24 protein-coding genes, 1 tRNA gene and 1 pseudogene are annotated in these 24,558 nt (G+C 65.9%); 18 read left to right on the top strand and 8 right to left on the bottom strand.

Features of this window, described 5'->3' with window-relative positions:
- Positions 1 to 101: 101 nt before the first annotated feature.
- Together pdhA and HZF05_RS19170 are read left to right on the top strand one after the other, a co-directional pair.
- Entirely contained in the window at positions 102 to 1,163 is a 1,062-nt protein-coding gene (pdhA, locus tag HZF05_RS19175; protein ID WP_343046926.1) for a pyruvate dehydrogenase (acetyl-transferring) E1 component subunit alpha, read from the top strand.
- Between the two features lies 1 nt (position 1,164).
- A complete protein-coding gene (locus tag HZF05_RS19170) occupies positions 1,165 to 2,595 on the top strand; it encodes a pyruvate dehydrogenase complex E1 component subunit beta (RefSeq protein ID WP_160364086.1) in 1,431 nt (476 codons plus the stop codon).
- A 42-nt stretch (positions 2,596 to 2,637) separates the two neighbouring features.
- Here the strand turns inward: HZF05_RS19170 and HZF05_RS19165 are convergent, their stop codons facing one another.
- Genes HZF05_RS19165 through HZF05_RS19155 form a run of 3 tightly spaced genes read right to left on the bottom strand, consistent with a single transcriptional unit; the run spans position 2,638 to position 5,950 of the window.
- On the bottom strand, positions 2,638 to 3,279 hold the full coding sequence (locus HZF05_RS19165; RefSeq protein WP_160364085.1) for a TadE/TadG family type IV pilus assembly protein: 642 nt from the start codon (positions 3,277 to 3,279) through the stop codon (positions 2,638 to 2,640).
- A gap of 11 nt (positions 3,280 to 3,290) precedes the next feature.
- The gene (locus tag HZF05_RS19160) at positions 3,291 to 3,914 is read right to left on the bottom strand and encodes a TadE/TadG family type IV pilus assembly protein (RefSeq protein ID WP_160364084.1); all 624 of its coding nucleotides are present in this window, start codon (positions 3,912 to 3,914) and stop codon (positions 3,291 to 3,293) included.
- A complete protein-coding gene (locus HZF05_RS19155) occupies positions 3,911 to 5,950 on the bottom strand; it encodes a TadE/TadG family type IV pilus assembly protein (protein ID WP_160364083.1) in 2,040 nt (679 codons plus the stop codon). Before HZF05_RS19155 ends, HZF05_RS19160 begins: the two co-directional genes overlap by 4 nt.
- Positions 5,951 to 6,086: 136 nt before the next feature.
- Here HZF05_RS19155 and HZF05_RS19150 point away from each other — a divergent pair, with 136 nt between their 5' ends.
- Together HZF05_RS19150 and HZF05_RS19145 are read left to right on the top strand one after the other, a co-directional pair.
- Positions 6,087 to 6,761, top strand: coding sequence for a hypothetical protein (locus HZF05_RS19150; protein WP_160364082.1), 675 nt, complete (start codon positions 6,087 to 6,089; stop codon positions 6,759 to 6,761).
- A gap of 27 nt (positions 6,762 to 6,788) precedes the next feature.
- Positions 6,789 to 7,286: an EF-hand domain-containing protein gene (locus HZF05_RS19145; protein WP_160364081.1), complete on the top strand. Its 498-nt coding sequence runs from the start codon at positions 6,789 to 6,791 to the stop codon at positions 7,284 to 7,286.
- Here the strand turns inward: HZF05_RS19145 and trmFO are convergent.
- Complete coding sequence (gene trmFO, locus HZF05_RS19140) at positions 7,283 to 8,608, bottom strand: methylenetetrahydrofolate--tRNA-(uracil(54)-C(5))-methyltransferase (FADH(2)-oxidizing) TrmFO (RefSeq protein WP_160364080.1); 1,326 nt, start codon at positions 8,606 to 8,608, stop codon at positions 7,283 to 7,285. The genes HZF05_RS19145 and trmFO overlap by 4 nt on opposite strands.
- Positions 8,609 to 8,688: 80 nt before the next feature.
- Between trmFO and HZF05_RS19135 the strand changes: the two genes are divergently transcribed.
- On the top strand, positions 8,689 to 9,237 hold the full coding sequence (locus HZF05_RS19135; protein ID WP_160364079.1) for an HdeD family acid-resistance protein: 549 nt from the start codon (positions 8,689 to 8,691) through the stop codon (positions 9,235 to 9,237).
- 106 nt (positions 9,238 to 9,343) lie between these two features.
- Here HZF05_RS19135 and gyrA read toward each other — a convergent pair whose 3' ends face one another.
- A complete protein-coding gene (gene gyrA, locus HZF05_RS19130; protein WP_160364078.1) occupies positions 9,344 to 12,136 on the bottom strand; it encodes a DNA gyrase subunit A in 2,793 nt (930 codons plus the stop codon).
- A 298-nt stretch (positions 12,137 to 12,434) separates the two neighbouring features.
- Between gyrA and HZF05_RS19125 the strand changes: the two genes are divergently transcribed.
- Entirely contained in the window at positions 12,435 to 13,724 is a 1,290-nt protein-coding gene (locus HZF05_RS19125; protein ID WP_160364077.1) for a tetratricopeptide repeat protein, read from the top strand.
- A gap of 54 nt (positions 13,725 to 13,778) precedes the next feature.
- On the opposite strand, the gene HZF05_RS19120 is transcribed toward HZF05_RS19125, so the two are convergent.
- Positions 13,779 to 14,258 carry an Lrp/AsnC ligand binding domain-containing protein gene (locus HZF05_RS19120; RefSeq protein WP_160364076.1) on the bottom strand — a complete coding sequence of 160 codons (480 nt, stop codon included), beginning with the start codon at positions 14,256 to 14,258 and terminating at the stop codon, positions 13,779 to 13,781.
- Positions 14,259 to 14,429: 171 nt separating this feature from the next.
- Here HZF05_RS19120 and HZF05_RS22350 point away from each other — a divergent pair, with 171 nt between their 5' ends.
- The 6 genes and pseudogenes from HZF05_RS22350 (at position 14,430) to HZF05_RS22035 (ending at position 18,723) form a co-directional block, all read left to right on the top strand.
- The gene (locus tag HZF05_RS22350) at positions 14,430 to 16,220 is read left to right on the top strand and encodes a histidine kinase dimerization/phospho-acceptor domain-containing protein (RefSeq protein WP_181638922.1); all 1,791 of its coding nucleotides are present in this window, start codon (positions 14,430 to 14,432) and stop codon (positions 16,218 to 16,220) included.
- A gap of 3 nt (positions 16,221 to 16,223) precedes the next feature.
- A complete protein-coding gene (locus tag HZF05_RS19110) occupies positions 16,224 to 17,267 on the top strand; it encodes a polysaccharide deacetylase family protein (protein WP_160364074.1) in 1,044 nt (347 codons plus the stop codon).
- Between the two features lie 30 nt (positions 17,268 to 17,297).
- Positions 17,298 to 17,373, top strand: a tRNA-Ile gene (locus HZF05_RS19105).
- 95 nt (positions 17,374 to 17,468) lie between these two features.
- Positions 17,469 to 17,681: pseudogene (locus tag HZF05_RS22455) on the top strand (Arm DNA-binding domain-containing protein); the annotation flags it as partial.
- A gap of 203 nt (positions 17,682 to 17,884) precedes the next feature.
- Positions 17,885 to 18,241: a phage integrase central domain-containing protein gene (locus HZF05_RS22450; protein ID WP_425505644.1), complete on the top strand. Its 357-nt coding sequence runs from the start codon at positions 17,885 to 17,887 to the stop codon at positions 18,239 to 18,241.
- A gap of 89 nt (positions 18,242 to 18,330) precedes the next feature.
- Positions 18,331 to 18,723, top strand: a complete 393-nt coding sequence (locus HZF05_RS22035; RefSeq protein WP_246332095.1) for a tyrosine-type recombinase/integrase — start codon at positions 18,331 to 18,333, stop codon at positions 18,721 to 18,723.
- Between the two features lie 272 nt (positions 18,724 to 18,995).
- Here HZF05_RS22035 and HZF05_RS19095 read toward each other — a convergent pair whose 3' ends face one another.
- Positions 18,996 to 19,154, bottom strand: coding sequence for a hypothetical protein (locus tag HZF05_RS19095; protein ID WP_181638945.1), 159 nt, complete (start codon positions 19,152 to 19,154; stop codon positions 18,996 to 18,998).
- A gap of 268 nt (positions 19,155 to 19,422) precedes the next feature.
- Here HZF05_RS19095 and HZF05_RS19085 point away from each other — a divergent pair, with 268 nt between their 5' ends.
- Positions 19,423 to 19,641 carry a DUF5818 domain-containing protein gene (locus tag HZF05_RS19085; protein WP_425505642.1) on the top strand — a complete coding sequence of 73 codons (219 nt, stop codon included), beginning with the start codon at positions 19,423 to 19,425 and terminating at the stop codon, positions 19,639 to 19,641.
- Between the two features lie 63 nt (positions 19,642 to 19,704).
- On the opposite strand, the gene HZF05_RS19080 is transcribed toward HZF05_RS19085, so the two are convergent.
- Entirely contained in the window at positions 19,705 to 19,923 is a 219-nt protein-coding gene (locus HZF05_RS19080) for a hypothetical protein (RefSeq protein ID WP_160364072.1), read from the bottom strand.
- Positions 19,924 to 20,031: 108 nt separating this feature from the next.
- On the opposite strand from HZF05_RS19080, the gene HZF05_RS19075 reads away from it, so the two are divergent.
- From HZF05_RS19075 to HZF05_RS19055, 5 genes are all read left to right on the top strand, one after another.
- Positions 20,032 to 21,231, top strand: a complete 1,200-nt coding sequence (locus HZF05_RS19075; protein ID WP_343046925.1) for a LysR family transcriptional regulator — start codon at positions 20,032 to 20,034, stop codon at positions 21,229 to 21,231.
- A 67-nt stretch (positions 21,232 to 21,298) separates the two neighbouring features.
- Complete coding sequence (locus HZF05_RS19070; RefSeq protein WP_160364071.1) at positions 21,299 to 22,180, top strand: NAD(P)-dependent oxidoreductase; 882 nt, start codon at positions 21,299 to 21,301, stop codon at positions 22,178 to 22,180.
- Complete coding sequence (locus HZF05_RS19065; RefSeq protein WP_160364070.1) at positions 22,177 to 23,193, top strand: amidohydrolase family protein; 1,017 nt, start codon at positions 22,177 to 22,179, stop codon at positions 23,191 to 23,193. The genes HZF05_RS19070 and HZF05_RS19065 overlap by 4 nt, the downstream gene beginning before the upstream one ends.
- Entirely contained in the window at positions 23,190 to 23,615 is a 426-nt protein-coding gene (gene ligA, locus HZF05_RS19060; protein ID WP_160364069.1) for a protocatechuate 4,5-dioxygenase subunit alpha, read from the top strand. Before HZF05_RS19065 ends, ligA begins: the two co-directional genes overlap by 4 nt.
- Positions 23,615 to 24,457 (top strand): class III extradiol dioxygenase subunit beta, encoded by an 843-nt coding sequence (locus HZF05_RS19055; protein ID WP_160364068.1) that lies wholly within the window; start codon positions 23,615 to 23,617, stop codon positions 24,455 to 24,457. Before ligA ends, HZF05_RS19055 begins: the two co-directional genes overlap by 1 nt.
- Positions 24,458 to 24,558 lie beyond the last annotated feature (101 nt).

The following is a 24,558-nucleotide window of genomic DNA, read 5'->3' as shown; positions in this document are numbered from 1 at the left end:
TGCATCCCCTGCAAACGCAACCATGCCCTCCCGTTGCGTGTTTGCGCTGTCAGCGCCTATAACGCGGGCCAACGAAGCCCATTCCCCGAGAGGCCTGAACCGTGGCGAGAACCCCTGCCAAGAGCCCTGCGGCTGCCAAGCCCAAGGCCGATCCCATCCCCAATCGCGAGCGTCCCGGCGAGCCCGACCGCTACAAGGCGAGCAAGGAAGAGCTGCTCGAATTCTACCGCCAGATGACGCTGATCCGCCGCTTCGAGGAGCGTGCCGGCCAGCTCTACGGCCTCGGCCTGATCGGTGGCTTCTGCCACCTCTATATCGGGCAGGAGGCGGTCGCAGTCGGCCTGCAGTCCGCGCTGAACAACGATACGGACAGCGTGATCACGGGCTATCGCGATCACGGCCACATGCTCGCTTACGGCATCGATCCCAAGCTGATCATGGCCGAGCTCACGGGGCGCCAGGCCGGCATCTCGAAGGGGAAGGGCGGCTCGATGCACATGTTCAGCGTCGAGCACAAATTCTACGGCGGCCACGGCATCGTCGGCGCGCAGGTCAGCCTCGGCACCGGTCTCGCGTTCAAGCATAAATACGCCAATGACGGCGGCGTCTGCCTCGCTTATTTCGGCGATGGCGCGGCCAATCAGGGCCAGGTTTACGAGAGCATGAACATGGCGGAGCTGTGGAAGCTCCCGATCATCTTCGTGATCGAGAACAACGGCTATGCCATGGGCACTGCGGTCGGCCGCTCCTCGTCCGAGGATCAGCTCTACCGGCGCGGCGAGAGTTTCCGCGTTCCGGGCATGCAGGTCGACGGTATGGACGTGCTCGCGGTGCGCGGGGCGATCGAGGAGGCGCTCAAGTGGGTTCGCGCCGGCAAGGGGCCGATCGTGATGGAGCTCAAGACCTATCGCTATCGCGGCCACTCGATGTCCGATCCCGCCAAATACCGGACCCGCGAGGAAGTGCAGGCGATGAAGGACTCGTCCGACTGCATCGACCACGCAAAGCGCGAGCTGGAGGCGATGGGCGTCAGCGAGGGCGACCTCAAGAAGATCGACAAGGACATCCGTCAGATCGTCGCGGAGGCGGCCGACTTCGCCGAGCAGTCTCCGGAACCGAACCCGGAAGAGCTTTATACCGACGTGCTGGTGGGGACCTACTGAGATGGCGATCGAACTGAAGATGCCGGCGCTCTCCCCCACGATGGAGGAGGGCACGCTCGCCAAATGGCTGGTGAAGGAAGGTGACGCGGTGAAATCCGGCGACATCCTCGCCGAGATCGAGACCGACAAGGCGACGATGGAATTCGAGGCGGTGGACGAGGGCACGATCGCCCAGATCCTCGTGCCCGAAGGCACCGACGGCGTGAAGGTCGGCGCGCCGATCGCGATGCTCGCCGCCGAGGGCGAGGATGCCTCCGCTGCGAAGCCGGCTCCCAAGGCCGAAGAGCCGAAGGAAGAAGCGCCCAAGGAAGAGGCCAAGCCGGCCGTTCCCGATGCCACCACGCCGCACCAGATGGAGACTGCCGCCCGCCAGCTCGTCGCCGATGTCGCGGCCGCCGAGAAGGCCGGCGTCGATGCGCGCGATCCGGAGATCCCCGAGGGCACCGAGATGGTGAAGACCACGGTGCGCGAGGCGCTGCGCGACGCGATGGCCGAGGAGATGCGCGCCGACGACCGCGTCTTCGTGATGGGCGAGGAAGTCGCGCAATATCAGGGCGCCTACAAGGTGACCCAGGGCCTGCTCGACGAGTTCGGCGATCGCCGCGTGATCGACACGCCGATCACGGAGTACGGCTTCGCGGGCGTCGGCACCGGCGCGGCGATGGCGGGCCTGCGCCCGATCGTCGAGTTCATGACCTTCAACTTCGCGATGCAGGCGATCGACCACATCATCAACTCGGCCGCCAAGACCAACTATATGTCCGGCGGCCAGATGCGCGCGCCGATCGTGTTCCGTGGTCCCAACGGCGCCGCCGCCCGCGTGGGTGCGCAGCACAGTCAGAATTACGGCCCGTGGTACGCTTCGGTGCCGGGCTTGATCGTGATCGCGCCGTATAGCGCGGCTGATGCAAAGGGCCTGCTCAAGGCGGCGATCCGCAGCGAGGATCCCGTCGTGTTCCTCGAGAACGAGTTGCTCTACGGGCAGAGCTTCCCGGTGCCCAAGCTCGACGATTTCGTGCTGCCGATCGGCAAGGCGCGGATCGCCAAGGAGGGCAAGGACGTCACCTTGGTGAGCTACTCGATCGGCGTCGGCGTTGCCCTTGAGGCGGCGGTGAAGCTGGCCGAGGAGGGCATCGACGCCGAGGTGATCGATCTGCGCACGCTGCGCCCGCTCGATACCGAGACGGTGCTCAAGTCGCTCGCCAAGACCAACCGTTTGGTGGTGGTTGAAGAGGGTTGGCCGACCTGCTCGATCGCGTCCGAGATTTCGGCGGTGGTAATGGAGCAGGGCTTCGACGATCTCGACGCGCCGGTGTTGCGCGTCACTAACGTCGACGTGCCGCTGCCCTACGCCGCGAACCTCGAGAAGCTGGCGCTGATCAAGGCGGACGACGTCGTCACCGCCGCGAAGAAGGTCTGCTATAAGGCCTGATCGATCCGGGCGCCGTCCCTCTCGCAGGGACGGCGCCGCCGATCAGCAGCTCGACGCCGTGGCTTTCTCGTTATTGTAGATCTGCGTGAGGTCGCGCCGGTCGCGCACCGACATCGAGGCGAATTCGTCGAACGTCGTGCTGGGGATCATCGTGCCCAGCGTAAGCAGCGGTTTGTACGGCAGGTAGATCTCCACGAACATCGTCGCATTGTCGGTCTGCGTCGTCACCTGCGATCCGGCCGGGCCGATGCCGGTCAGGTTGTCCGTGCCGGCCGTGCCGAACTTGGATGCGTGGGTGCCGCTGCCGTAGCAGCGCTGCCACATGATCTTGTACTTGCCGGCGTGGTTGGGGTCGGCTTCGAGATCGGACAGGATGACCCGGCCCGTATTCCGCAGGTTGAGCGCGCCCCCCTGCATGTTGCCGCCGATGAAGACGTCGTTGATGTCGGTCTCGCTCACCGTCTTGGCGGAAAGCTGGCTGCCCTCGCCCATGCGGGCGGCGTTGTCCGCCATCTGGAGCGCCAGCTGGCTGACGCGCATGCGCACGGTGATATAGTTGCACAGCTCCGCGCCGGTCAGCGCCATCAGCAGGAATACCGGCAGTGCGAGCGCGAATTCCAGCAGCGCCAGCCCGCGATCGGCGCGCCGGAACCGGGTGGTGAACCGGGAGAGGCGGATCGGCATGGCGGGCTCCGTCATGTGCAGTTGTGGACCTGGGGCGTGGTGTAGGTGCCCTGATCCGAATAAGGTTGGTTCTCGAGGACCGTCGTGGCGCTGAGCTTCACGTATTTCGATCCACCGATGAAATTGTAGATCGGGAAGAGGTGCGGGTAGTTGAGCGACACCGTGTAGACGGTGCGATCCTTCGCACCGCCCTGGCCGCCATTGCCACCGTCCTTGTCCCAGACGTTGTTGTTGTTGTCGTCCTCATAGGGCTCGCCATGGTCGCAGGTGCCGTCCTTGTCGGTGTCGGTCCACGGCTCGGCCTTTGCGGCGGCGGCGTCGGAGAAGGTGCGGTAATAGCGGCGCGTGAAAACCGGCGTGACGCGGTTGTTGAGCGCCTTCACCTGCGCGGTGACGGTCGCGTCGATGTCGGGCAACACCGTGTCGTCCGAGCTTTCCAGCGTGGAATCGCGCGCGGCCTTCTGCACGATGCCCTGCAGCACCGTCTGCATGTAGAGCGTGTGGGCGAGATCGAACGCGCCCATCAGCAGCAGGCAGAGCACCGGCGCGATGATGCCGAACTCGACGATCGTCGCGCCGCGCGCGTCCCGGGGCAGGACCGCGCGATGCCCCGGCCAGGCGCGCAGCGTCGTCATTTGGTGAGCCTCAGCTGCGAGATCTGGTTGGCGATGTTGGCGAAGGTCGTCTGCAGTGCCGCCGAGTTGGTCGCCTGGAAGAACCGGCCCGGAGAGGCGCAGGTCTGCATCTGCGTCGCCACGTTCGAGCTCGCGGAGCCGAAATAGACGATCCACAGCGTGATGTTCTTGTTCTTGATCGCCGTGCACAGCGCTGCGCTGCGCAGGTTGACCTGCTGGGTCAGCGTGCCCGGCGTCTTCACGCCGGCGGTGCAGCCGTCGGTCGGTACCTGCGACGGGTCGGTCTGACGGCGATCGTACCAGGCGATGCCGTAGGCCTGATAGTTCATGTCGTCGGTGCAGGCGTCACCGTCTGTCATGAATATCATGTTGCGCAGGATCTCGCCGCCCTGCGGGGTGAAGGCGTTCTCCGACGCGAACAGGCCGGTCGGCGACATCAGGCGCGCACCCCACAGCAGGCCGATGTCGTGGTAGGTGTTGCCGCCCGGCTGCAGGCTGTCGACATAGGTGTCGAAGGCGTCGACGTCGGTCCACTGCTCCAGCTTGTGGGCCGGGGCGGGGCAATCGTAATTCTGGCCGGTATAGCTCTGGTTGAAAGTCGTTACCGGATCGAGCGTGTAGGAGCCCGAATTGGTGTAGCTCGCCTTGCGCGGCCAGACCACGCCCTTGATCAGCGGCCCCCACAGCGAATCCGCATCGCTTTGCGAGGGTACGCCGTCGATGTCGAGATCGCGCGCGCCCGACGGGATCGGATCGTAGCTGGTCGCGCGGATTGTCTTGCGTTCCTCGATGCAGCCGTCCCACGCGAAGGTGGTGTTGGCATAGCTGCTGCCCAGCGGCAGGGTGACGCCGCTGTTCCAGTTCACGCCGGTGCTGGACGCCTTCAGGCTGGAGACGTCGAGCGTCACCTGCTTGTAGGTCCAGGCCGGGAATTGGATGGCGCTGCTCGGCGGATGCGACGGATCGGCGACGCGATCCCAGTTGGCATCGCGCAGGATCGTGCGCGAGCGCGACTGCTGGTAGCACATCTTCGCGGAGCTGTTGTAGCTCAGCTGGTAGGTGGTCTGATTCGTCGAGACGTAGCCGCGCCAGCCGCTGTCCGATTCCGTGCCGCTGTCGGGCCAGGAAGCCGTGCCGGTGATCTGGTAGTTATCCGCCGGGATCGGGACGAGCGAGGATTTGCAGGCGCCGCTGTTGCTGGCGCTCGCCTGCACGCCGGTGTTGGCCCAGGCGCTGTAGGTGCCGGCGCTCTTGGTCGTTGGGTTCGATCCGTACCAGCTGTTGAAGGTGCCGGGCACCGTCGTCGCCTGGCGCGACTGGTAGGGCCAGCTGTTGGCGAACCATTCGGTCGGCAGCAGGCGGCCGACATTGACGTCCTGATCGTAGGGCACGAACCCGAAGCGCACCTGCACCTGGCTGTCGAGGCCGCCGGTCGGCGTGCCGGTCGAGCAGTTGGCGTCGGTGTCCTGGCGCGCCACGATCTCGTAGAAGCACTTCACGGCGGTGTGCAGCGCGGAGATCTTGGACTGGGTGTCGCCCGGCAGCGTCTCGGACATCGAGCCCGTATTATCGAGCACGAACATCACGTCGGTGTTGGGCAGGCGCATTTCGGCGTCGCAGGTCACCGAGACCGCTGCCTGCTTCAGCCCGAAGATCTGCATGAGCGTGAGCGGCACGTTGGCCGATGCCGTGCCCGAAACCTTGCCGGCATTCTCGGTGAAACCGTAGGCGAGGTTCTTCGAGCCGTAGCTGCCGGCGATGAAGTTGCCGACGAAGAACTGGTTCGCCGTCGTGCGCGGCATGTAGCTGCTCTGATCCCAGGTGCCGCCGCCCATCGCCTTGCGACCGGCCAGCGTGCCGGCATCGCAGGCGTGCTGGAGGCGCGTCTTGACGATGTAGATGCGCGCCATGTCGATGCCGCCGCCGACCAGGCCGGCGAGCGGAATGATCGACGCCGCCATGATCGCCAGCGCGTTGCCCCTGACATCCTTGCGCAGACGAGTCAGGAACCCCCTGACACCGATTCCTCGTGCCATGTCGTATCTCAATCCCCACCGACCGGTCCCAAGACTTCCGGTCCATCGCACGCCATGGCAGGCAGCCCTTCAAGGGCGCGTTCATGAAGATGGTAAACGAGATTTTTCCGGAAGCCGGACTGTGCCAGAGAGAGGCATGGACAGCATCGTCTCCGTCGAACATCCTGAGCGGCAGCTGGCGATCGCCCATGCCGCACGGCTGTCGCGCGAGAGCCTGACCACATTGTTCGCGCTCGACGAGCGGCTGGCGGGCCTTGTCTGGCGCGCCCGCGAGCCGACCATCGGGCTCATGCGGCTGGTCTGGTGGCGCGATGCGCTGGTCGCGCTGGACGAAGAGCCGCCACCGGGCGAGCCGCTGCTCCATGCCGCCGCCGCCCTCCGGCCGGATCGGATTGCGGGGCATGAGCTTGCCGCGATGACCGAGGGCTGGGAGGCGTTGCTCGACGATCCCGATTGGTCGGCGGAGACGATGGCGGTGCACGGCAAGGCGCGGGGCGCGCAGCTGTTCCGCCTCGCCGGGCGCGTGCTGGGACGCGAGCATGAGCGGATCGATGCGGCGGGCGAGGGCTGGGCCTTGGCCGATCTCGCGCGGCAAGCGAGTGATCCTGCCAGGGCGAAGGCGCTTCTCGATATGGCCGAGGCGCCTCTGGAAAAGGGCATAGCCGGCGGCTGGCCGCACGTATTACGGCCGCTCGGCATGCTGGCGGTGCTGGCGCGCGAGGATGTTCGGCGCGGCCACGGCGCACTCCGCCCGCCTGCCTCGCGCTGGCGGCTGCTGCGGCTGCTGGCGCATCGCTGGACCGGCCGCTAGTCTCGCTCCCGACAGGGGAGTCGGGTCATGTGGCGATATCTGGTGGGCGGCGTCGCGGCGCTGCTGATGGCGGGCGCGGGGGTGCTGATCTGGTCGGGGCTCGCTTCGCGCGACAATCGCATTCCGCCACCGCCGGCGGCAGTCATGGCCCCGGCAGCCTCGGTAGCGCCAGCCGTCGTCGAAACGCCCGATCCTCCGCAGGCGACCGAAAAGACGAAAGAACAGAAGCGCTTCAGCCGCTACGATCACGACAAGGACGGCAAGATCGAGCTGTCCGAATATCTCCAGGCCCGGCGCCGCAACTTCGACAAGCTCGACATCAATCACGATGGCAAGCTGAGCTTCGACGAATATGCCGCCAAGGCCGAAGCCAAGTTCGCCGGCGCCGATGCCGACAAGTCCGGCGCACTATCGCCCTCCGAGTTTGCGACGACGCGCGTGGTACGCAAGGCCAAGCCGCGTTGCGCACCCGCCCGGCAGGCCGCCGTCCCGGCTCCCGCCGAGGCGGACGACGACAACGGCTAGGCCGGCAGCGGCGCGATCTCGTCCTGCCAGAGCGCGAGGTCGGCGCGGGCGCGGGCGGTGTAGGCGGCCTTGCGGTCGGCCTTCTTCGGCAGGCTCTCGAAGGGTGGAAACAGGCCGAAATTGACGTTCATCGGCTGGTAGGTCGCAGCCTCCGCCTCGCCGGTGATGTGACCAAGCAACGCGCCCAGCGCTGTGGTCGGCGGCGGAGCGGGCAGGGTGCGGCCGATCAGTTCGGCAGCGGCGAAGCGGCCCGCCAGCAAGCCGATCGCGGCGCTCTCGACATAGCCCTCGCAACCCGTGATCTGGCCGGCGAAGCGCACGTTGGGCCGGCTCTTCAGGCGCAGCGTGCCGTCGAGCAGGATCGGCGAGCGGATGAAGGTGTTGCGGTGGAGCCCGCCCAGCCGCGCGAACTCGGCATTCCGGAGGCCGGGGATCATGCGGAAGATGCGCACCTGTTCTGCGTGCTTGAGCTTGGTCTGGAAGCCGACGATGTTCCAAAGCGTCGCCTGTTTGTTGTCCTGCCTGAGCTGGACCACCGCATAGGGCCAGCGCCCGGTGCGCGGATCGTCGAGACCGACCGGCTTCATCGGCCCGTGCCGCAGCGTATCGACCCCGCGCGACGCCATCACCTCGATCGGCATGCAGCCGTCGAAATAGGGCGTGTCCTTTTCCCACTGCTTGAACTCGGTCTTCTCACCCGTGTTCAGGGCCTCGATGAAGGCGAGATACTCGTCCTTGTTCATCGGGCAGTTGATGTAATCCTTGCCGTCGCCCTTGTTCCAGCGGCTCTGGAACCAGCAGATCTCCATGTCGATGCTGTCGCGGTGGACGATCGGCGCGATCGCGTCGAAGAAGGCGAGCGCATCCTGCCCGGTCTCGGACTGGATGGCGCCGGCGAGGTTCGCGGCGGTGAGCGGGCCGGTGGCGATGATCGCGGGGACTTCCGGTAGCGCATCCACCCGCTCGCGGATCAGCTCGATATTCGGATGCGCCTCGATCGCGGCGGTGACGCCGGCCGAGAAACCGTCGCGATCCATCGCCAGCGCCGATCCGGCGGGGACGCGATGGGCGTCGCCCTCGCGCAGGATCAGCGAGCCGAGCGCGCGCATCTCGGCATGGAGCAGGCCCACCGCATTCTTCTCGGCATCGTCCGATCGGAAGCTGTTCGAGCAGACCAGCTCGGCCAGTCCGTCGGTATGATGGGCGGGAGTCCCCTCGACGCCCCGCATTTCGGAAAGGCGCACCTTGAAGCCCGCCTCGGCGAGCTGCCACGCGGCCTCCGATCCGGCGAGGCCGCCGCCGATGATGTGAATGTCGTGCATGGGCGCAAGCCCATAGCGCCAAGGAACCGGGGCGGCGACCGCTTTGTTGATCCACCGGGCGGGCATTGGAGGAAACGAACATGGCGACCGCTGCCGGCCCGCATCCCGTCAACCGCTGGACCTGGACGATGGCGTGCGGCGTGATCCTGCTGCTCGCCGGCATATTCTGCCTCGCCGCGCCCGGCTTCACCACCGCGGCGATCGCCGTGCTGATCGGCTGGATATTGCTGTTCACTGGCATCGCCGGGGTGGTGATGGGCTTCCGCAGCCATGGCAGCGAGAAGCGCTGGAACGAGATTCTCTACGGTCTCGGTTCGATCATCGTCGGGCTGCTGGTGATCGTCGATCCGGCCGCCGGCGCGGCCACGCTGGCGCTGTTCGTGGCGATATGGCTGTTCTGGCGCGGCATGGTGTCATTCGGCGCCGGGCGGGTCGCGGGGCCGGGGCCGGTGCGGGGCATGCTGCTCGGCATCGGCGTGGTCGACTGGCTGCTGGCCCTGTTGCTCGTGCTGAGCTGGCCGTTTCCGGCGGTGCAGATGCTGGGCGTGTTTGTCGGCCTCAGCCTCGTGCTCGGTGGGGGCGTGACGATATTGGCGGCGTGGCAGCTGCGCGGCAGCGTCGCCGCCTAGATCAGCCGGCGCAGCGTCAGCACCAAAGCACCGAACAGGAAAACCAGGGCGAGCAGGCCCAGAAACTTCAGCCAGACCATCAGCGCCTCGCGGCGGGGCGAGGGTGTCATCCCTCGCCGCCGTCGGCCAGATCCTCGCCGGTATCGCCGTCGACCTGCGGGTCGATAGCGGGTGCCACAGTCTCGTCTCCGAGATCGGCCTCCGCCTCCTCCTCACTCTCCTCGATGCGAGCCGCCGAGACGACATGCTCGTCGTCCGCCACGCGGAACAGGATCACGCCCGAGCTGCCGCGCCCGATCACGCGGGTATCCCCCACCGACATGCGGATCAGCTTCGCCTGATCGGTGACGAGCATCAGTTGCTCGCCATTGTGCGCCGGGAAGCTGGCCACGACGGGGCCATTGCGCTTCAGATTGTCGATGTTGGTGATGCCCTGGCCGCCGCGCCCGATCCGGCGGTACTCGTAGGCGGATGAGCGCTTGCCGTAACCGTTGGCGCACACCGTCATGACGAACTCTTCCGCGTCGGCCATTGCTTGCATCGTCGCGGCATCGAGCGTCGGTTCGGCCTCGTTGTCCTTCCACGGCGCGGCACGAAGATAGGCCTCGCGGGTCTCGGTATCCTGATCCCACGGCGTGCCGCGCAGGATCGAAAGCGAGATCACCTCGTCGTCGCCGAGCAGCTTCGCCCCGCGCACGCCGGCCGAGGTGCGGCTCTGGAACTCTCGCACGTCGGTCGCACGGAAACGGATCGCCTTGCCGTTGCGCGTGGCGAGCAGGACGTCGTCATTCTCGGTGAGCAGGGTGACGCCGATCAGCCGGTCGGTCGTGGTCTCCACCGCATCGTCGTCGCTGTCGCTCTCCGAAAAACGCATCGCGATCTTGCCGGCGGTCGGCACGCGGGTGAACTGGTCCATGCTGTTGCGGCGGACGAGGCCCTTGGCGGTCGCGAACAGGATGTGGAGATTGCCCCACTCCTCCTCGTTCTCGGGTAGCGGCAGGACGGTGGAGATCGTCTCGCCCTCGGCCAGCGGGAGCAGGTTCACCATCGGTCGGCCACGCGCCTGCGGGGCGCCTTCGGGCAGCTTCCAGACCTTCTTGCGATAGACCTTGCCGGCGGTCGAGAAGAACAATACCGGCGTGTGCGTCGAGGTGACGAACAGCTTGGTGATCGCATCCTCGTCCTTGGTCGCCATGCCGGAGCGACCCTTGCCGCCCTTGGCCTGTGTGCGGAAGGCATCGAGCGGGGTGCGCTTGATGTAGCCGCCGAGCGTGACGGTGACGACCATGTCCTCGCGCTCGATGAGGTCCTCGTCCTCGATGTCGTCGCCCGCCGGCATCAGGGTGGAGCGGCGCGGCGTCGAGAAGGCGGCGGAGACAGCGTCCAGCTCCTCGACCAGCACCTCGTAGAGGCGTACGCGGTTCGAAAGGATGTGAAGCAGTTCGCCGATCGAACCGGCCAGCTCCTTGAGCTCGTCGCCAATCTCGTCGCGGCCGAGCGCGGTCAGGCGATGCAGGCGCAGATCGAGGATGGCGCGGACCTGCGCGTCGGAGAGCTGGTAGGTGTCGCCCTCGTGGGTCTTCTCCACCGCCTCGACCAGCGCGATATATTGGGCGATGTCGCCGATCGGCCATTCGCGGGCGAGCAGTGCGGCGCGTGCTGCGGCGGGAGAGGACGATCCCCGGATGATCCGCACCACTTCGTCGAGGTTCGACACGGCGACGACGAGACCGAGCAACAGGTGCGCTCGCTCCCGGGCCTTGAGCAGCTCGAACTTGGAGCGGCGGGTGATCACCTGCTCGCGGAACTGGACGAAGGCCTGGATGATGTCGCGCAGGCCCAGCAGCTCGGGCCGGCCGCCACGAATGGCGAGCATGTTGGCCGGGAAGCTGGTCTGCGCCGGCGTGTGGCGCCACAGCTGGTTCAGCACCACGTCGGGCGTCGCGTCGCGCTTCAGGTCGATGACGATGCGGACGCCTTCGCGGTTGGATTCGTCACGGATATCCGAGACGCCCTCGATCCGCTTTTCCTTGGCGGCCTCGGCGATCTTCTCGACCAGGCCGGATTTGCCGACCTGATAGGGGATTTCGGTGAGCACGATCGAGGTGCGGTCCCGCTTGGTCTCGATCTCGTGGCGCGAGCGCATGATGATCGAGCCACGGCCCGTGTTGTAGGCGTTGCGCGCCCCGCCTTGCCCCAGGATCAGGGCGCCGGTCGGAAAGTCCGGACCCGGCACCAGCTCCATCAGTTCCTCGGTGGTGACGAGGGTGCCGCCATGGACCTCCCTGTCGATGTAGAGCTTGCAGGCGGCGATCACCTCGCCGAGATTGTGGGGCGGCACGTTGGTCGCCATGCCGACGGCGATGCCGCCAGCGCCGTTGACCAGCAGGTTCGGGAAGCGCGCCGGCAGGACGGTCGGCTCCTCGCGCGAACCGTCATAGTTCGGCTGAAAATCGACGGTATCCTTGTCCCAATCCTCGAGCAGGGTCATCGCGACCTTGGCGAGGCGGGCCTCCGTATAGCGCATCGAGGCGGGCGGATCGGGGTCCATCGACCCGAAATTGCCCTGGCCGTCGATCAAGGGCACGCGCATCGACCAGTCCTGCGCCAGACGCGCGAGAGCATCGTAGATCGAGGCGTCGCCGTGCGGATGATAGTTGCCCATCACGTCGCCGACGATCTTGGCGGACTTGCGGTAGGGCCGGCCGGGGACGAAGCCACCCTCTTGGCTGGCGTAGAGCACGCGACGGTGGACCGGCTTCAGGCCGTCGCGCACGTCGGGCAGCGCGCGGCTGACGATCACCGACATCGCATAGTCGAGATAGCTCGACTTCATCTCGTCGACGATGGAGACGGGGGAAATGTCCGAAGGTTCGATGGTCGGCGGGGCGCTGGCCAAGGGTGATGCTTTCCGGTTCTGTTTTGGTGTGGGCGTCAGGGCGACGCGATCGTCATCCCTCCTAGACTAGCCGTATCGGCAGCGCCACCCCTCGCGTGCGCGCACGCGTGCGCACGGAGACCGTGACGCCTTCGTGACGAAGCCATGCAACCGGTGCGTTCAATGCGTGTTCAGCCCATGGGCGCCAGTGTTTCCGGCGGTCCGGGCTTGAACAGGGACGTGGCTTGAACAGAAACGGGGCAGCGGTTAGCACCTCTGCCCGCGGCGCACCCCCTCGGTGCCGACAGAGGAGAGTTTCATGAAATTGGTATCGATGACGGCGCTTTCGCTGACCCTCGCGCTCGGCGCGGTGGCGGTGACCGGCGCAACCCCGGCGGTCGCGAAAAAGAGCGACGCCGCAGCGGCGGCGCCGGCCGCCAAGTATAGCGACGGCTTCCGCAAGGTGGCGCCCGCGGTGCAGGACGCGATCGGCAAGCAGGACTGGGCGACCGCCAAGGCGGGCCTGCCGGGCGTCCAGGCCGCCGCTTCGACCGATGACGACAAGTATATGGCGAGCGTCTTCGCCCTCCAGATCGCGCAGGGCACCAATGATCAGGCGGGCCTGTCGGCGGCGGTCGATGCCGTTCTGGCCACCGGCAAGGCCTCGCCCGATCTCCAGACGCAACTCTACACCATGCAGGGCCAGACGGCGTTCAACGCCGGCAAGCTGGATGCCGCAGACAAGGCGTTCACCCAGGTCAACACGCTGAAGCCCAATGATCCGGATGTGCTGATCTCGCTCGCGGCGGTTAAGTCGCGCGAGAACCAGGCCCCGGCCGCCTTGCAATATACCGATCAGGCGATCGCCGCGCGGAAGGCCTCCGGCCAGGCGGTGGACGAGGACTGGTACCGTCGTGCGCTCTCGATCGCCTATGATGGCAAGAATCCGCAGGGCGTGATCAAATATGGCCAGCAACTGGTCGATGCCTACCCGCGTGCGGACATCTGGCGCATCGGCCTGCAAACTTATCGCGACACCAGCCAGCTCGATCCGCAGGTAGATCTCGACACGCTGCGCCTGATGCGCGCCACCAACTCGCTGGCCGGCGAGCGCGACTATTACGAGTATGCCAACACCGCGCTCAACAAGGGCTATCCGGGCGAGGCCAAGGCTGTGATCGACCAGGGCATGAGCTCCAACATGGTCGACAACAAGGCGCTCGCCACCAGCAAGGCGCTGGCCGAGATCAAGACGATCGCAGGCGGCAAGGTGGCGGCCGACAAGGCCGATCTGCCGGTTTCGGACAAGAAGGCGCGTGCTGCAGCGAATGGCAACATGGCCTATCAGACGGCCGACGCCTATCTGGGCTATGCGATGTATCCGCAGGCAATCGAACTCTACAAGATCGCGCTCCAGAAGGGCGGCCCGGACGCCAACCTCGTCAACCTGCACATGGGAGAGGCGCAGGCGCTGAGCGGTGACAAGGCCGGTGCGGCAGCAAGCTTCGCCAAGGTCACCGGCCCCAGCCAGGTGATCGCGCAATATTGGACGATCTATGCGAACAAGGGCGCGGCCCCGGCTGCTGCTGCGGCGCCTGCCGCGAAGTAAGGATCACTTAGTTGCGGGCGCCGTCCCTTCCCCGGGGGCGGCGCCGGCCTCGTTTCAGGCCTTGTCGACCGGCACGCCCGGCTGATCCTTGGACGTGCGGATGGTCAGCGAGGTCTTCACGCTCGCCACATGCGGCGCGGTCGTGAGCTTCGACGTGAGGAAGCTCTGGAAGCTCTGCAGGTCGTGGGCGACGATCTTCAGGATGAAATCGATCTCGCCGTTGAGCATGTGGCATTCGCGCACTTCGGGCAGGGTCGCGACATGCGCCTCGAAGCCGCGCAGGTCCTCCTCGGCCTGGCTGCGTAGCGAGACGAGCGCGAATACGGTGATGCCGTAGCCCAGCGCCGCCGGATTGAGGCGCGCATGATAGCCGTTAATGACGCCCGCTTCCTCAAGCGACCGGACTCGACGCAGGCAGGGCGGCGCCGTGAGACCCGCGCGGCGTGCGAGCTCCACGTTGGTGATCCGGCCATCGTCCTGCAGCTCGGAGAGGATGGTCCGGTCGATCGAATCCAGCAATAAAGGTGAGGCCACAACGAGGCTTCCTTATTCAGTATGACGCCGGTCTATAAGAATGTTGCGGTGAATGGCAATTGTCCCACTATGCGACGTCGGCAGAAAAGTCGCTTTGCACCCCGAAAAGGGAACAGATAGTCAACTTTGATCCGGCAAGGGCGATCGCTCGCCGGGTGCGTGGAGGAGCGGGTGCGGTTCGACGATATGCTTGCCACGGTACTTGCCCGGCCGGCCGAAAGGCCGGCGGACCGGGTGGCGCAGTGGCGGCAGTTGCTGGACCTGCTCGCGCAGCACCGGCCCGGCTCCGATCCCGGCGTTGCGCGCAGGGCGCTGGCACGACTGCAGGACCTGCGCCGCGACGTGCCCGTGGCGATCCGTCGCGAGACGGCCTCCGCTTTCGCCGGGCGTGCCTTGCCAGCGCCGCTCGTCGTGTTCCTCTCCGCGGATGTTCCCGTGGTGGCGAGCGCAATGCTGGGCCACGTCCGGCTGAGCGAGGCCGACTGGCTGGTCGTGCTTCCTCGCCTGTCGCCCACCGGGCGCGGAGTTTTGCGTCACCGCCGCGATCTTGGCATCCGGGTAGAGCAGGCGCTAACGGCATTCGGCCGCACCGATCTGGCACTGCATGGCGTGAGCGGCGTGGGCGTCGAGGCCGACCCGGCGACGGTCGAAGAAGCGCGTCCGCCGGTCGTCGAGACGTCGCTCGCGCCGATCGCTGAATCCGAAAATGAAGTGGTGGACTTAGAGGAATCCGTCGAGCCGCTTGCGGCCGAGCAGGAAGCCTCTGCCGCCCGGGAACCGGAGGCTGCGATGCCGGCGGTTCCGATCCAGGCGTTGGAGCATGGCGCCGGCGAAGGGCAGATCCGCGCCATCATCGATCGCATCGCCGGCTTCCGCCAACGTCGCGAGGACACGCCAGCCACCGAACCCGAAGCGCATCGCGTGCCCGACAGCTTCCGCTTCGAGACGGGATCGGACGGTGTGATCCGCTGGGTCGACGGCATGCCGCGCGGTCCGCTGATCGGCGAGACCATAGCCACGGCGGCCTCCGGCCCCATCGGCGTCGACGCACAGGCGCCGGGCGCCTTCCGCCGACGCGCCACCTTCCGCGATGCGCGGCTCACCGTGGCGGGCGGGTCCGAGGCGGCGGGTGAGTGGCGGATCGCGGGGGTCCCGGTCTTCGCGCCCGACACCGGCCGCTTTCAGGGCTATCGTGGCACCGCGCGTCGGCCACGTACCGAGGAAAGGGCCGAAAGCGCATCGCTCGGTCTTTACGGCGTCGGCCTGGAGCCGGATTCGCTGCGCCAGCTGGTCCACGAGCTCCGCACCCCGCTCAACGCGATTGGCGGCTTTGCCGAGATGATTCGTCGGCAGATGCGCGGTCCCGTTTCCACCGCCTATCGCGAGCGCGCGCAGGAGATCGCGGAGCAGGCGGGGCGTTTGCTGGCTGCAGTGGACGACCTGGATGTCGCGGCCCGACTGGAAACGCAGCGGCTTGATCTCCAGCGCGTGGAGGTCGATCTTGGCGCCATGGTGCAGTTGGTGTGCGGTAATCATGCGGAAAGCGCTCGCCACCGTGGTGCGACGCTCGCCTGTGATATCGGCAGGGCGCCTCTGTCCGTGCAGGGCGATCCGGCCGCGCTCCGGCGCATGATCGGCCGGCTGGTCGGCGGTGTTGCCGCGCTTGCCGGGAAGGGCGAGGCGGTTCGCGTCGATCTCCGGCCCGTGTCCGAGGATGCGGTCATGTTGCGGGTCGACCGGCCGACCCGAATTGCCGATCTTCCCGAGACAACGCTGCTGGATCCGGGTTTCGGGCCGGACGGCGACGCACCTGACGCGCCGCTGCTGGGCCTGGGCTTCACGCTTCATCTCGTGCGCCGCCTCGCAGCGACGGTCGGCGGCACACTGTCGATCGAGCCCGGGTGTCTCGTGCTGCGCCTGCCGACCGAAGCATCGGCGGAGCATGCCGGGACCGGCGGCTGACCCATGCGCGAGGCGACGGCGGATGGCCGCATCGATCAGCCGCCGGCCCCCGGCGATCGGCTGAGCCCACCGGTTTCGATCGGCCGGCGTTTCCTGGTGTTCGTCGACACCGAGGAGGAGTTCGACTGGACCGCGCCGCGCAGCCGCGATGCGACCGCGACCACCGCGATCGCCGCACTGCCGGAGGCGCATCGCCGTCTCGCCGGATTCGGCATCTGCCCCACCTATCTGGTCGATTATCCGGTGGCATCGGCGCCGGCCGCGGTCGAGACGCTCCGCCCGCTGGTGGAAGCGGGGGAGTGTGCAATCGGAACGCAGCTCCATCCCTGGGTCAACCCGCCTTTCGACGAGGTGCTGACGGTAGCCAACAGCTTTGCCGGCAACCTGCCGCCCGCGCTGGAACAGGCGAAGCTGGAAGCGCTGACCAATCGCATCGCCGCCGCGTTCGGCAAGCGGCCTCAGGTCTATCGGGCCGGCCGATACGGCATAGGCCCCAACACCGCGCGCCTGCTCGAAGCGGCCGGCTATCGGCTGGACGTCTCGGTACGGGCACTGTTCGATTATTCGGCGGAAGGCGGCCCGGATTTCTCGCGACGCGACGCGACGCCCTGCTGGGCAGGGCCGCAGCGACTGCTGATGGAGCTGCCGCTGACGGCCGTCTATACAGGCTTTGCACGAAGCCTCGGCGGACGGCTCTATCCGGCCGCCGGGCGAGTGGCTCGACTGCGCGGCCTGCTCGCGCGATCGGGCGCGCTCGAGCGGATCGCGCTCACCCCGGAAGGCACGCCTCTTCCCGACGCGCAGCGCGCGATCCGGACGTTGCTGGACGACGGTGCGCAGCTGATCACGATTTCCTTCCATTCGCCGTCCGTGGAGCCGGGGCACACGCCCTATGTTCGTGACGCGGGGGACCTGCGGGCGTTCTACGGCTGGTGGGACGGCGTGCTGGGCCTGCTCGCGCGCGAAGGCGTGGAGCCGATCGGCGCGGACGCTCTGATCGCCGCTGCCTGGGCGGCGCGCGACGTCGGCTTGAAGCTTGCCAGATGAACGACGCGCGGGCTATCGAGCGCGCGGGTGGGGCCTGTAGCTCAATGGTTAGAGCTGGCCGCTCATAACGGCTAGGTTGCGGGTTCGAGTCCTGCCGGGCCCACCACAGCGCCATCTCGCGAGAGATCGCAGACCCTCGAAAACATTGAGTTTCCGAGAGTTTTTGATATATTGAGGCTCATTTTGTTCTCATCGCCTCTTATGCCCTATCTGGGGGTATCGATGCCTTTGACCGCGATCGACGCCAGAAATGCCAAACCAGCGGAGCGGGAGTACAAACTCTACGATTCGAAGGGCCTCTTCCTGCTTGTCACCAAGCATGGGAACCGGTCTTGGCGCTTCAAATATCGCTATGGGCCGAAAGAGAAGCTGTTGACCTTCGGTCTTTATCCCGAGGTCTCGCTGGCCGGGGCTCGCGAGCAACGAGATCAGGCGCGAGAGGTGCTCCGCGCCGGCAAGGACCCCGGCGTCGAAGCGCTCAAGCTCAAGCAGGCCCTGATCGCGGCAGCAGCCACTACGTTCAAGGCCGTCGGCGAAGCGTGGTTCGAAGATGAACTGCCGGGCTGGTCGACGTCGCACGCCAAGCGCGTTAAATTCAGGCTGGAAAAGACATCTATTTGGCGTTCGGAAAACTGCCGGTCGTCGACATCGACAGCCGGACGATTCTCGCGGCGCTCCGCAAGATCGAGCAACGCGGCTCTATCGAAACGGCCAAGCGGGTTCGCGGCTATGTCTTTGCCATCTTCGAGCGCGCGATCGGCGATTGCCTGCTCGACAAGGAGGTGAATCCCGCCGCGCGTATCGCCAAGAGCCTGAAAAAAAACGCCCGTAGGCGCGAAGCAGCCGGCGCTTACCGATCTCTCGGCCTTGATCGTGCTTCAACAGGATGTCGATCACGCCCGGGCGCGGACGATCACCAAGCTGGCCTCCCGCTTCCTTGCACTGACGACGGTTCGGGTCGGCGTACTCCCTGAGGGCGACGTGGGATGAGTTCGAGGGCATCGCGTGGGATCGGCCGGAAGACGATTCATCGTCCGCAATCTGGCGGATACCTGCCGCTAAGATGAAGCTCAATGTCGAGGACAAGGCGAACGAGGCCTTTGGCCATGATGTTCCGCTCTCAAGGCAGGCGGTCGACGTTCTCCGGGCTGTCCGGATCATGACGGGTTTTCGTCCCTGGCTTTTCCCGAACGACAGATCGTGGCGGGAGCCAATGAGCGATGCGGCGATCAGCACGATGTACAAGCGGATGCGTGCCGGCGCCTACAAGGGACGAATGGTTCCTCACGGCTGGCGAGCCGCTTTCTCCACGCTGATGAATGAGTGGGCGGCGGAACACGGGCGCGAGGGTGACCGGATGATCATCGACATGATCCTGGCTCACGTTCCCGCCGGCATGTCGGCTTCGGAATGGGCTTACAATCGTGCGCGTTACCTTAAACGCAGAAGGAAATAGCTAAAGATTTGGGGTGATATGGTCACCTGTGACTTGGTCGATCCGATGGCCTTGATCGGCGATAGCCGGTAGCGGTCCGCAAATCCGTGGGAGACGTGGTCGGAACTTTCTCCGCCAATGAGCTGGTTCTCTGCTGGTGGTGCAGAAGGCGAAACCTTCACAAAGTCGCCCACGGCTCCACCATTTCTGCGCGGTAACGACTGATTTGCATCAATAAATTTCTGTTGGCTGGTTGTTGCCATCATTCGTTCCCACATATTCTGGCTCGTCGCCTAGAGCGTGCAGTCCCTATGGCTGGCGTTGATCGAGATTGGGCGGACCAAGACACCATGCTTGCGCGCGTCCGAGACGATCTGGGCGGTGGCGTAAATCCCCATGGGCTGGACATTCAGCAGCGCCGCACAGAACACATCGGGATGGTGGTGCTTCATCCAACAGCTCGGGACGGTTGTTTGCGCGACCCGCTGCAGCGTTCGAACAGCTCAAGAGCTTATCGACTTTTCGTCCGCTCCGGTCATCTTCTCTCATTCAAACCTGTAACCGTCGGGCCGCGATCGATGAGGCATATTCGTTGACATCGCAGTGGTCGCAAGTTCAATCCTTGCCGCGCCCACCAGATAAAAGCCCGTCATCTCCAGGGGATGGCGGGCTTTCCCTATTTCTTTTAGGATGAAATCCGGGCCTTTTAGCGCGGTAAAAGTGCGGCAAAACGTCATCATGGGGATAGGCAGCAGCATCGAGGAGACCAGGACGCTAGTGCGCGATGGCGGCGGGTTCGCGCTGCGTCGGGATGCTGGCGGACGGTACCGTCTCGATCTGCACCGGCTGCCGATCGACGAGGTTGAGAAGCGGGTGCGTGTTGTGGGCACGCTTGTCGAGGACGAACTCGTCGACGTGGACGGTGTGTCGGCGGTCTGACGCCCTTGCCGCGTATCTGAGAAGAAGATGCTGGCATGTGGCCGCCGCCATTCACCACGCCTTTCAATCCAGCTTGAAGGTTTTCGGCGGAGACTCCGCTATCCTGAGGGGATGCGACCAACGGAGATTGGATTCGGACGACGACCGGCCGCCATCCTTTGGAGCGCAGAGAGTGCAGTCGGACCAGGTGAAGATGGCCCCGAGGCGCTCGGCGAAGATGCTGACCTTCGTCGGGCCGAAGCGCTCGCGATCCGGTTCGAACGCGAGATGCATGAGATCCATCCGCGTCTCCTTGGTGCTCACCGCCCAGTGGCGGAACATGGCGGTCGCTCAGGTCTCGGTATCATGCCCGCCTTGCGACAGCTCGACCGGTTGCTGTAGCAGGCCCAAGTGGACTTGCAGGCCGTCCCTTTTCCCGATCCGTTCGATCTCAATCTGCGCCACCTCATGGCCGTCCAGGTCCTGCAACGACATCGCTCGGTGGGGGGCGCGGCACAGGAGATCGGACTCAGCCAGCCCGCTTTGACGCAAGGCCTCAACAAGCTCGAGGCGCAATTGGGTGGCCGATTGTTCGAGCGCGGGAGCGCCGGGCTGGTCGCGACTCGCGAAGGTGAGGGGCTGATCGAGCGCGCGGCGCGCGCACGCCGACATCTGCGCGCAGCGCTTGGCAACCGTGCCCGGCCCGAGCTTGCCGCGACGGGCGCGCAACTACGGGCATTGCTGGGGCTTGCGGATAATCGCGGCTTTGCCGCGGCCGCGACTGCCCTCGGCCTTGCGGAGGGAACATTGCATCGCGCGGTGCGTGCGCTGGAAACAGCGCTCGGCGTGCCACTCGCGGCGCGGTGCGGGCGCAGCGTCATGCTGACGGTGCAGGGCGAACGACTCGCTCGCGCTGCTCGGCTGGCGTTCGGCGAAATTGCCGCCGCCATATCCGAATTCGATCCAGCTGGTTCGCGCGAGACGCGCTTGACCATCGGGGCCATGCCACTGTGCCGCGCCCAACTGCTGCCCCTTGCGCTTCATGCCATGCTGGCGCGCTGGCCGAGCGCGCGCATCCGGATCGTCGAGGGCTCGTGGAACGAGCTGGTAGGGCCGCTGCGCGGCGGTGTACTTGATCTGATGATCGGAGCCCTGCGCGAGGATCCTGCACCGCCGGACCTGCGCCAGACGCCCCTCTTCGAAGACCGGCTGGTCATCGTTGCCGGGCCGGAGCATCCATTGCACGGGGTGGTACGACCGTCGCTCGAAGATTTCGCCGGCTACGACTGGATCGTCGGCCCGGCCGGCTCGCCGCTGCGCCAGCATTGGGAGCGGCTGTTCGCGGGCCGTGCGCTGCCGGCCGCGCCGATCGAATGCGGATCAGTGATGACGACCCGCGGGCTGCTGCGTGCCAACCCCTTGCTGACCCTGCTTTCGCCCGCGCAGATCAGTGTAGAGCTCGAAAGTGGTGCGCTCGCGGTGATCGGCGACCCACTCCCCGATGGCGTGCGTACGATCGGTGTTGCGATGCGCGCCGACTGGCGGCCCACGCCGGTGCAAAATGCCTTGCTGGAGGCACTGGTCCAAGCATCCGCCACGATGAGACTTTGAAAATACTTATGGCGGCGGCCTAATTCGGATTGGGCGGGCCGGTCTGCCGGGCCTAGTGATCCAGACCATGGAGACAATAGCGCTGATCGGATTCGGCGAAGCGGCGTCCGCGTTCGTCGGCGGCTGGGCCGAGCGACCGGCTTCGCTGCGTGCATTCGACATCAAGACGCTGAATTCCACGACGGCTCCTGCCAAGCGAGCCGATTATGTCGCGGCCGGCGTGGCAGGAGCCGATAGTGCAGCTGAAGCGGTGGACGGCGCGGCCGCGATACTCTCACTCGTCACCGCCGATCAGGCATTTGCCGCCGCCGAGGGGGCGGCTCGTTCGATTGCGCCGGGTGGACTGTTCATCGATATGAATAGCGTGGCCCCCGATACGAAGCGTGCCGCGGCGCGCGCGATCGAGACGGCAGGCGCTCGATATCTCGACGTCGCGGTGATGGCACCGGTGGATCCGGCACGGGCTGCCGTGCCGCTGCTAGTTTCCGGTCCCCATGCCGAGGAGGGTGCCCGGGCGCTGCGCGCCATCGGCTTCATCAAGGTTCGCGTCGTCGGAGACGAGGTGGGGCGTGCATCCTCGATTAAGATGATCCGCTCGGTGATCGTGAAGGGCATCGAGGCGCTCACCGCCGAATGTGCGCTTGCTGCCGACAAGGCTGGGGTGCTGGCGGACGTGCTGGCCTCGCTCGATGCCAGTTCCGCTCCCGCGACATGGGCGGAGCGGGCCGATTATAATCTCGATCGGATGATGGTGCACGGCCTGCGTCGCGCCGCCGAGATGGAGGAGGTGGTCAAGACGCTCGACGCGCTCGGTACCGGCTCGACGATATCGCGAGGTACGGTCGAGCGGCAGCGCGCGATCGGCGGGCTCGGTTACGGCCGGCCGCCGGCCGGGCTCGAGGCGAAACTGACGGCACTGGCCGGGGCAAACAAGGTTGAAGCAGCATGATCATTGATTGCCACGGCCACTATACCGTTCTGCCCAAGGGGCACGACGCCTGGCGCGAAGGGCAGAAGAAAGCGTTCAAGGAAGGTCGCGAGGCGCCGCCTTACCCCGACATCTCCGACGATGAGATCCGCGAGACGATCGAGGCAAATCAACTGCGCCTGATCAAGCAGCGCGGCGCGGACATGACGATCTTCAGCCCCCGCGCCTCGGCGATGGCGCCGCATGTCGGCGATGCCGCCGTCGCCAAGGAGTGGGCGACCCGCTGCAACGACCTGATCGCGCGGGTGGTGGGGCTTTACCCGGAGGTCTTCGCGGGTGTCTGCATGCTGCCCCAGTCGCCCAATACCGACATGGCCAATTCGATCGCCGAACTCGAGCGGTGCGTGGGCATGGGCTTCATCGGCTGCAACCTCAATCCCGATCCGGGGGGCGGCCACTTCACCGCGCCGCCGCTGACGGATCGCTATTGGTATCCCTTCTACGAGGCGATGGTCGCACTCGACGTGCCGGCGATGATCCATGTCTCGGGCAGCTGCAACCCGGCGATGCACGCGACCGGCGGCTATTACATCGCCGCCGACACGCTCGCCTTCATGCAATTGCTGGAGGGCGACCTGTTTGCCGATTTTCCGACGCTCCGTTTCATCATCCCGCATGGCGGAGGTGCGGTGCCCTATCATTGGGGCCGCTACCGGGGCCTCGCCGACATGCTCAAGAAACCGGCGCTCGATGGGCATCTGATGAACAACGTGTTCTTCGACACCTGCGTCTATCACCAGCCGGGCATCGATCTGCTGGCCGACGTGATCGAGAGCAAGAACATCCTGTTCGGATCCGAGATGGTGGGTGCGGTGCGGGGCATCGATCCCACCACCGGCCATTATTTCGATGACACCAAGCGCTATGTCGATGCGCTCGATATCAGCGATGCCGAGCGCCACGCGATCTTCGAGGGCAATGCGCGCCGCGTCTTCCCCCGCCTCGACGCGCAGCTGAAGGCGCGGGGCCTATGACCGGCGCCGACAAGAAGGATGTGGGTGATATCCACGCCTATCTCGCCGAGTTCGACGATATCCCTGGTACGCGCGTCTTCACCGCGAAGCGCGCACGGCAGGGCTATCAGCTGAACCAGTTCGCGATGAGCCTGATGAGACCTGAAAATCGCGAGCGCTGGAAGGCCGACGAGCGCGCCTATCTCGAGGGATGGAAGCTCAGTGAGGACCAGAAGCAGGCGGTGCTGGACCGTGATTACAACCGCCTGCTCGATCTCGGCGGCAACATCTACTTCCTCTCGAAGATCTTCTCGAGCGACGGGCAGAGCTTCCTCCAGGCGGTCAGCACGATGAGCGGGATGAGCCTCGAGGATTATGCCGAGATGATGATCGCCGGTGGCCGCTCTCCGCAAGGGCAACGCTCGATCAAGGACAAATATTGATGGCCCGCATCACCGCCGGCGTCGCCTCCAGCCACATCCCGGCGCTCGGCGTGGCGTCCGATTTCGACAAGACGCAGGAGGAGTATTGGCGCCCCGCCTTCGCTGGCTTCGAATGGACCAAGGCGTGGGAAGCGGCGCAGAAGCCCGACGTCGTGATCCTCGTCTACAACGATCACGCCTCGGCCTTCGACATGAAGATCATCCCGACCTTCGCGATCGGCTGCGGCGAGGAATTCAAGCCCGCCGACGAGGGCTGGGGGCCGCGACCGGTGCCGGTGGTCGAGGGCCATCCCGATCTCGCCTGGCACATCGCGCAGAGCTGCATCCTCGACGAGTTCGACATGACCATCATCAACGAGATGGACGTCGATCACGGCCTCACCGTCCCGCTCTCGATGATGTTCGGCAAGCCCGCGAAATGGCCGTGCAAGGTGATCCCGCTGGCGGTCAACGTCGTCACCTATCCGCCGCCGTCCGGCAATCGCTGCTGGGCGCTGGGCGAGGCGATCGCGCGCGCCGTGGCGAGCCACGAGGAGGATCTCAACGTCCAGATCTGGGGCACGGGCGGTATGAGCCACCAGCTCCAGGGGACGCGCGCCGGGCTGATCAATGCGGAGTGGGACAACCGCTTCCTCGATCGTCTCGTCGGCACCACCGACGAACTGCGCCACATCCCCCACATCGAATATCTGCGCGAGACCGGATCGGAGGGGATCGAGCTGGTGATGTGGCTGATCATGCGCGGCGCGCTCGGCCGCGAGACCCGGCAGCTCCATCGCCACTACCACGTCCCTGCCAGCAACACCGCGGTCGGGCATATCGTGCTCGAACCGGTGAGTTAGCGAACCTCCCATCGTCACCCCGGCCTTGAGCCGGGGTCCCGCTTCTTCTTCTGATCCGCCGGGAAGGAAGAAGCGGGATGCCGGATCAAGTCCGGCATGAC

This window comes from Sphingomonas chungangi, assembly GCF_013778325.1.
Lineage (GTDB): Bacteria > Pseudomonadota > Alphaproteobacteria > Sphingomonadales > Sphingomonadaceae > Solisphingomonas > Solisphingomonas chungangi.
Note: the sequence above shows the minus strand (reverse complement) of the source record. Positions and strands in the feature narration are given on the sequence as shown.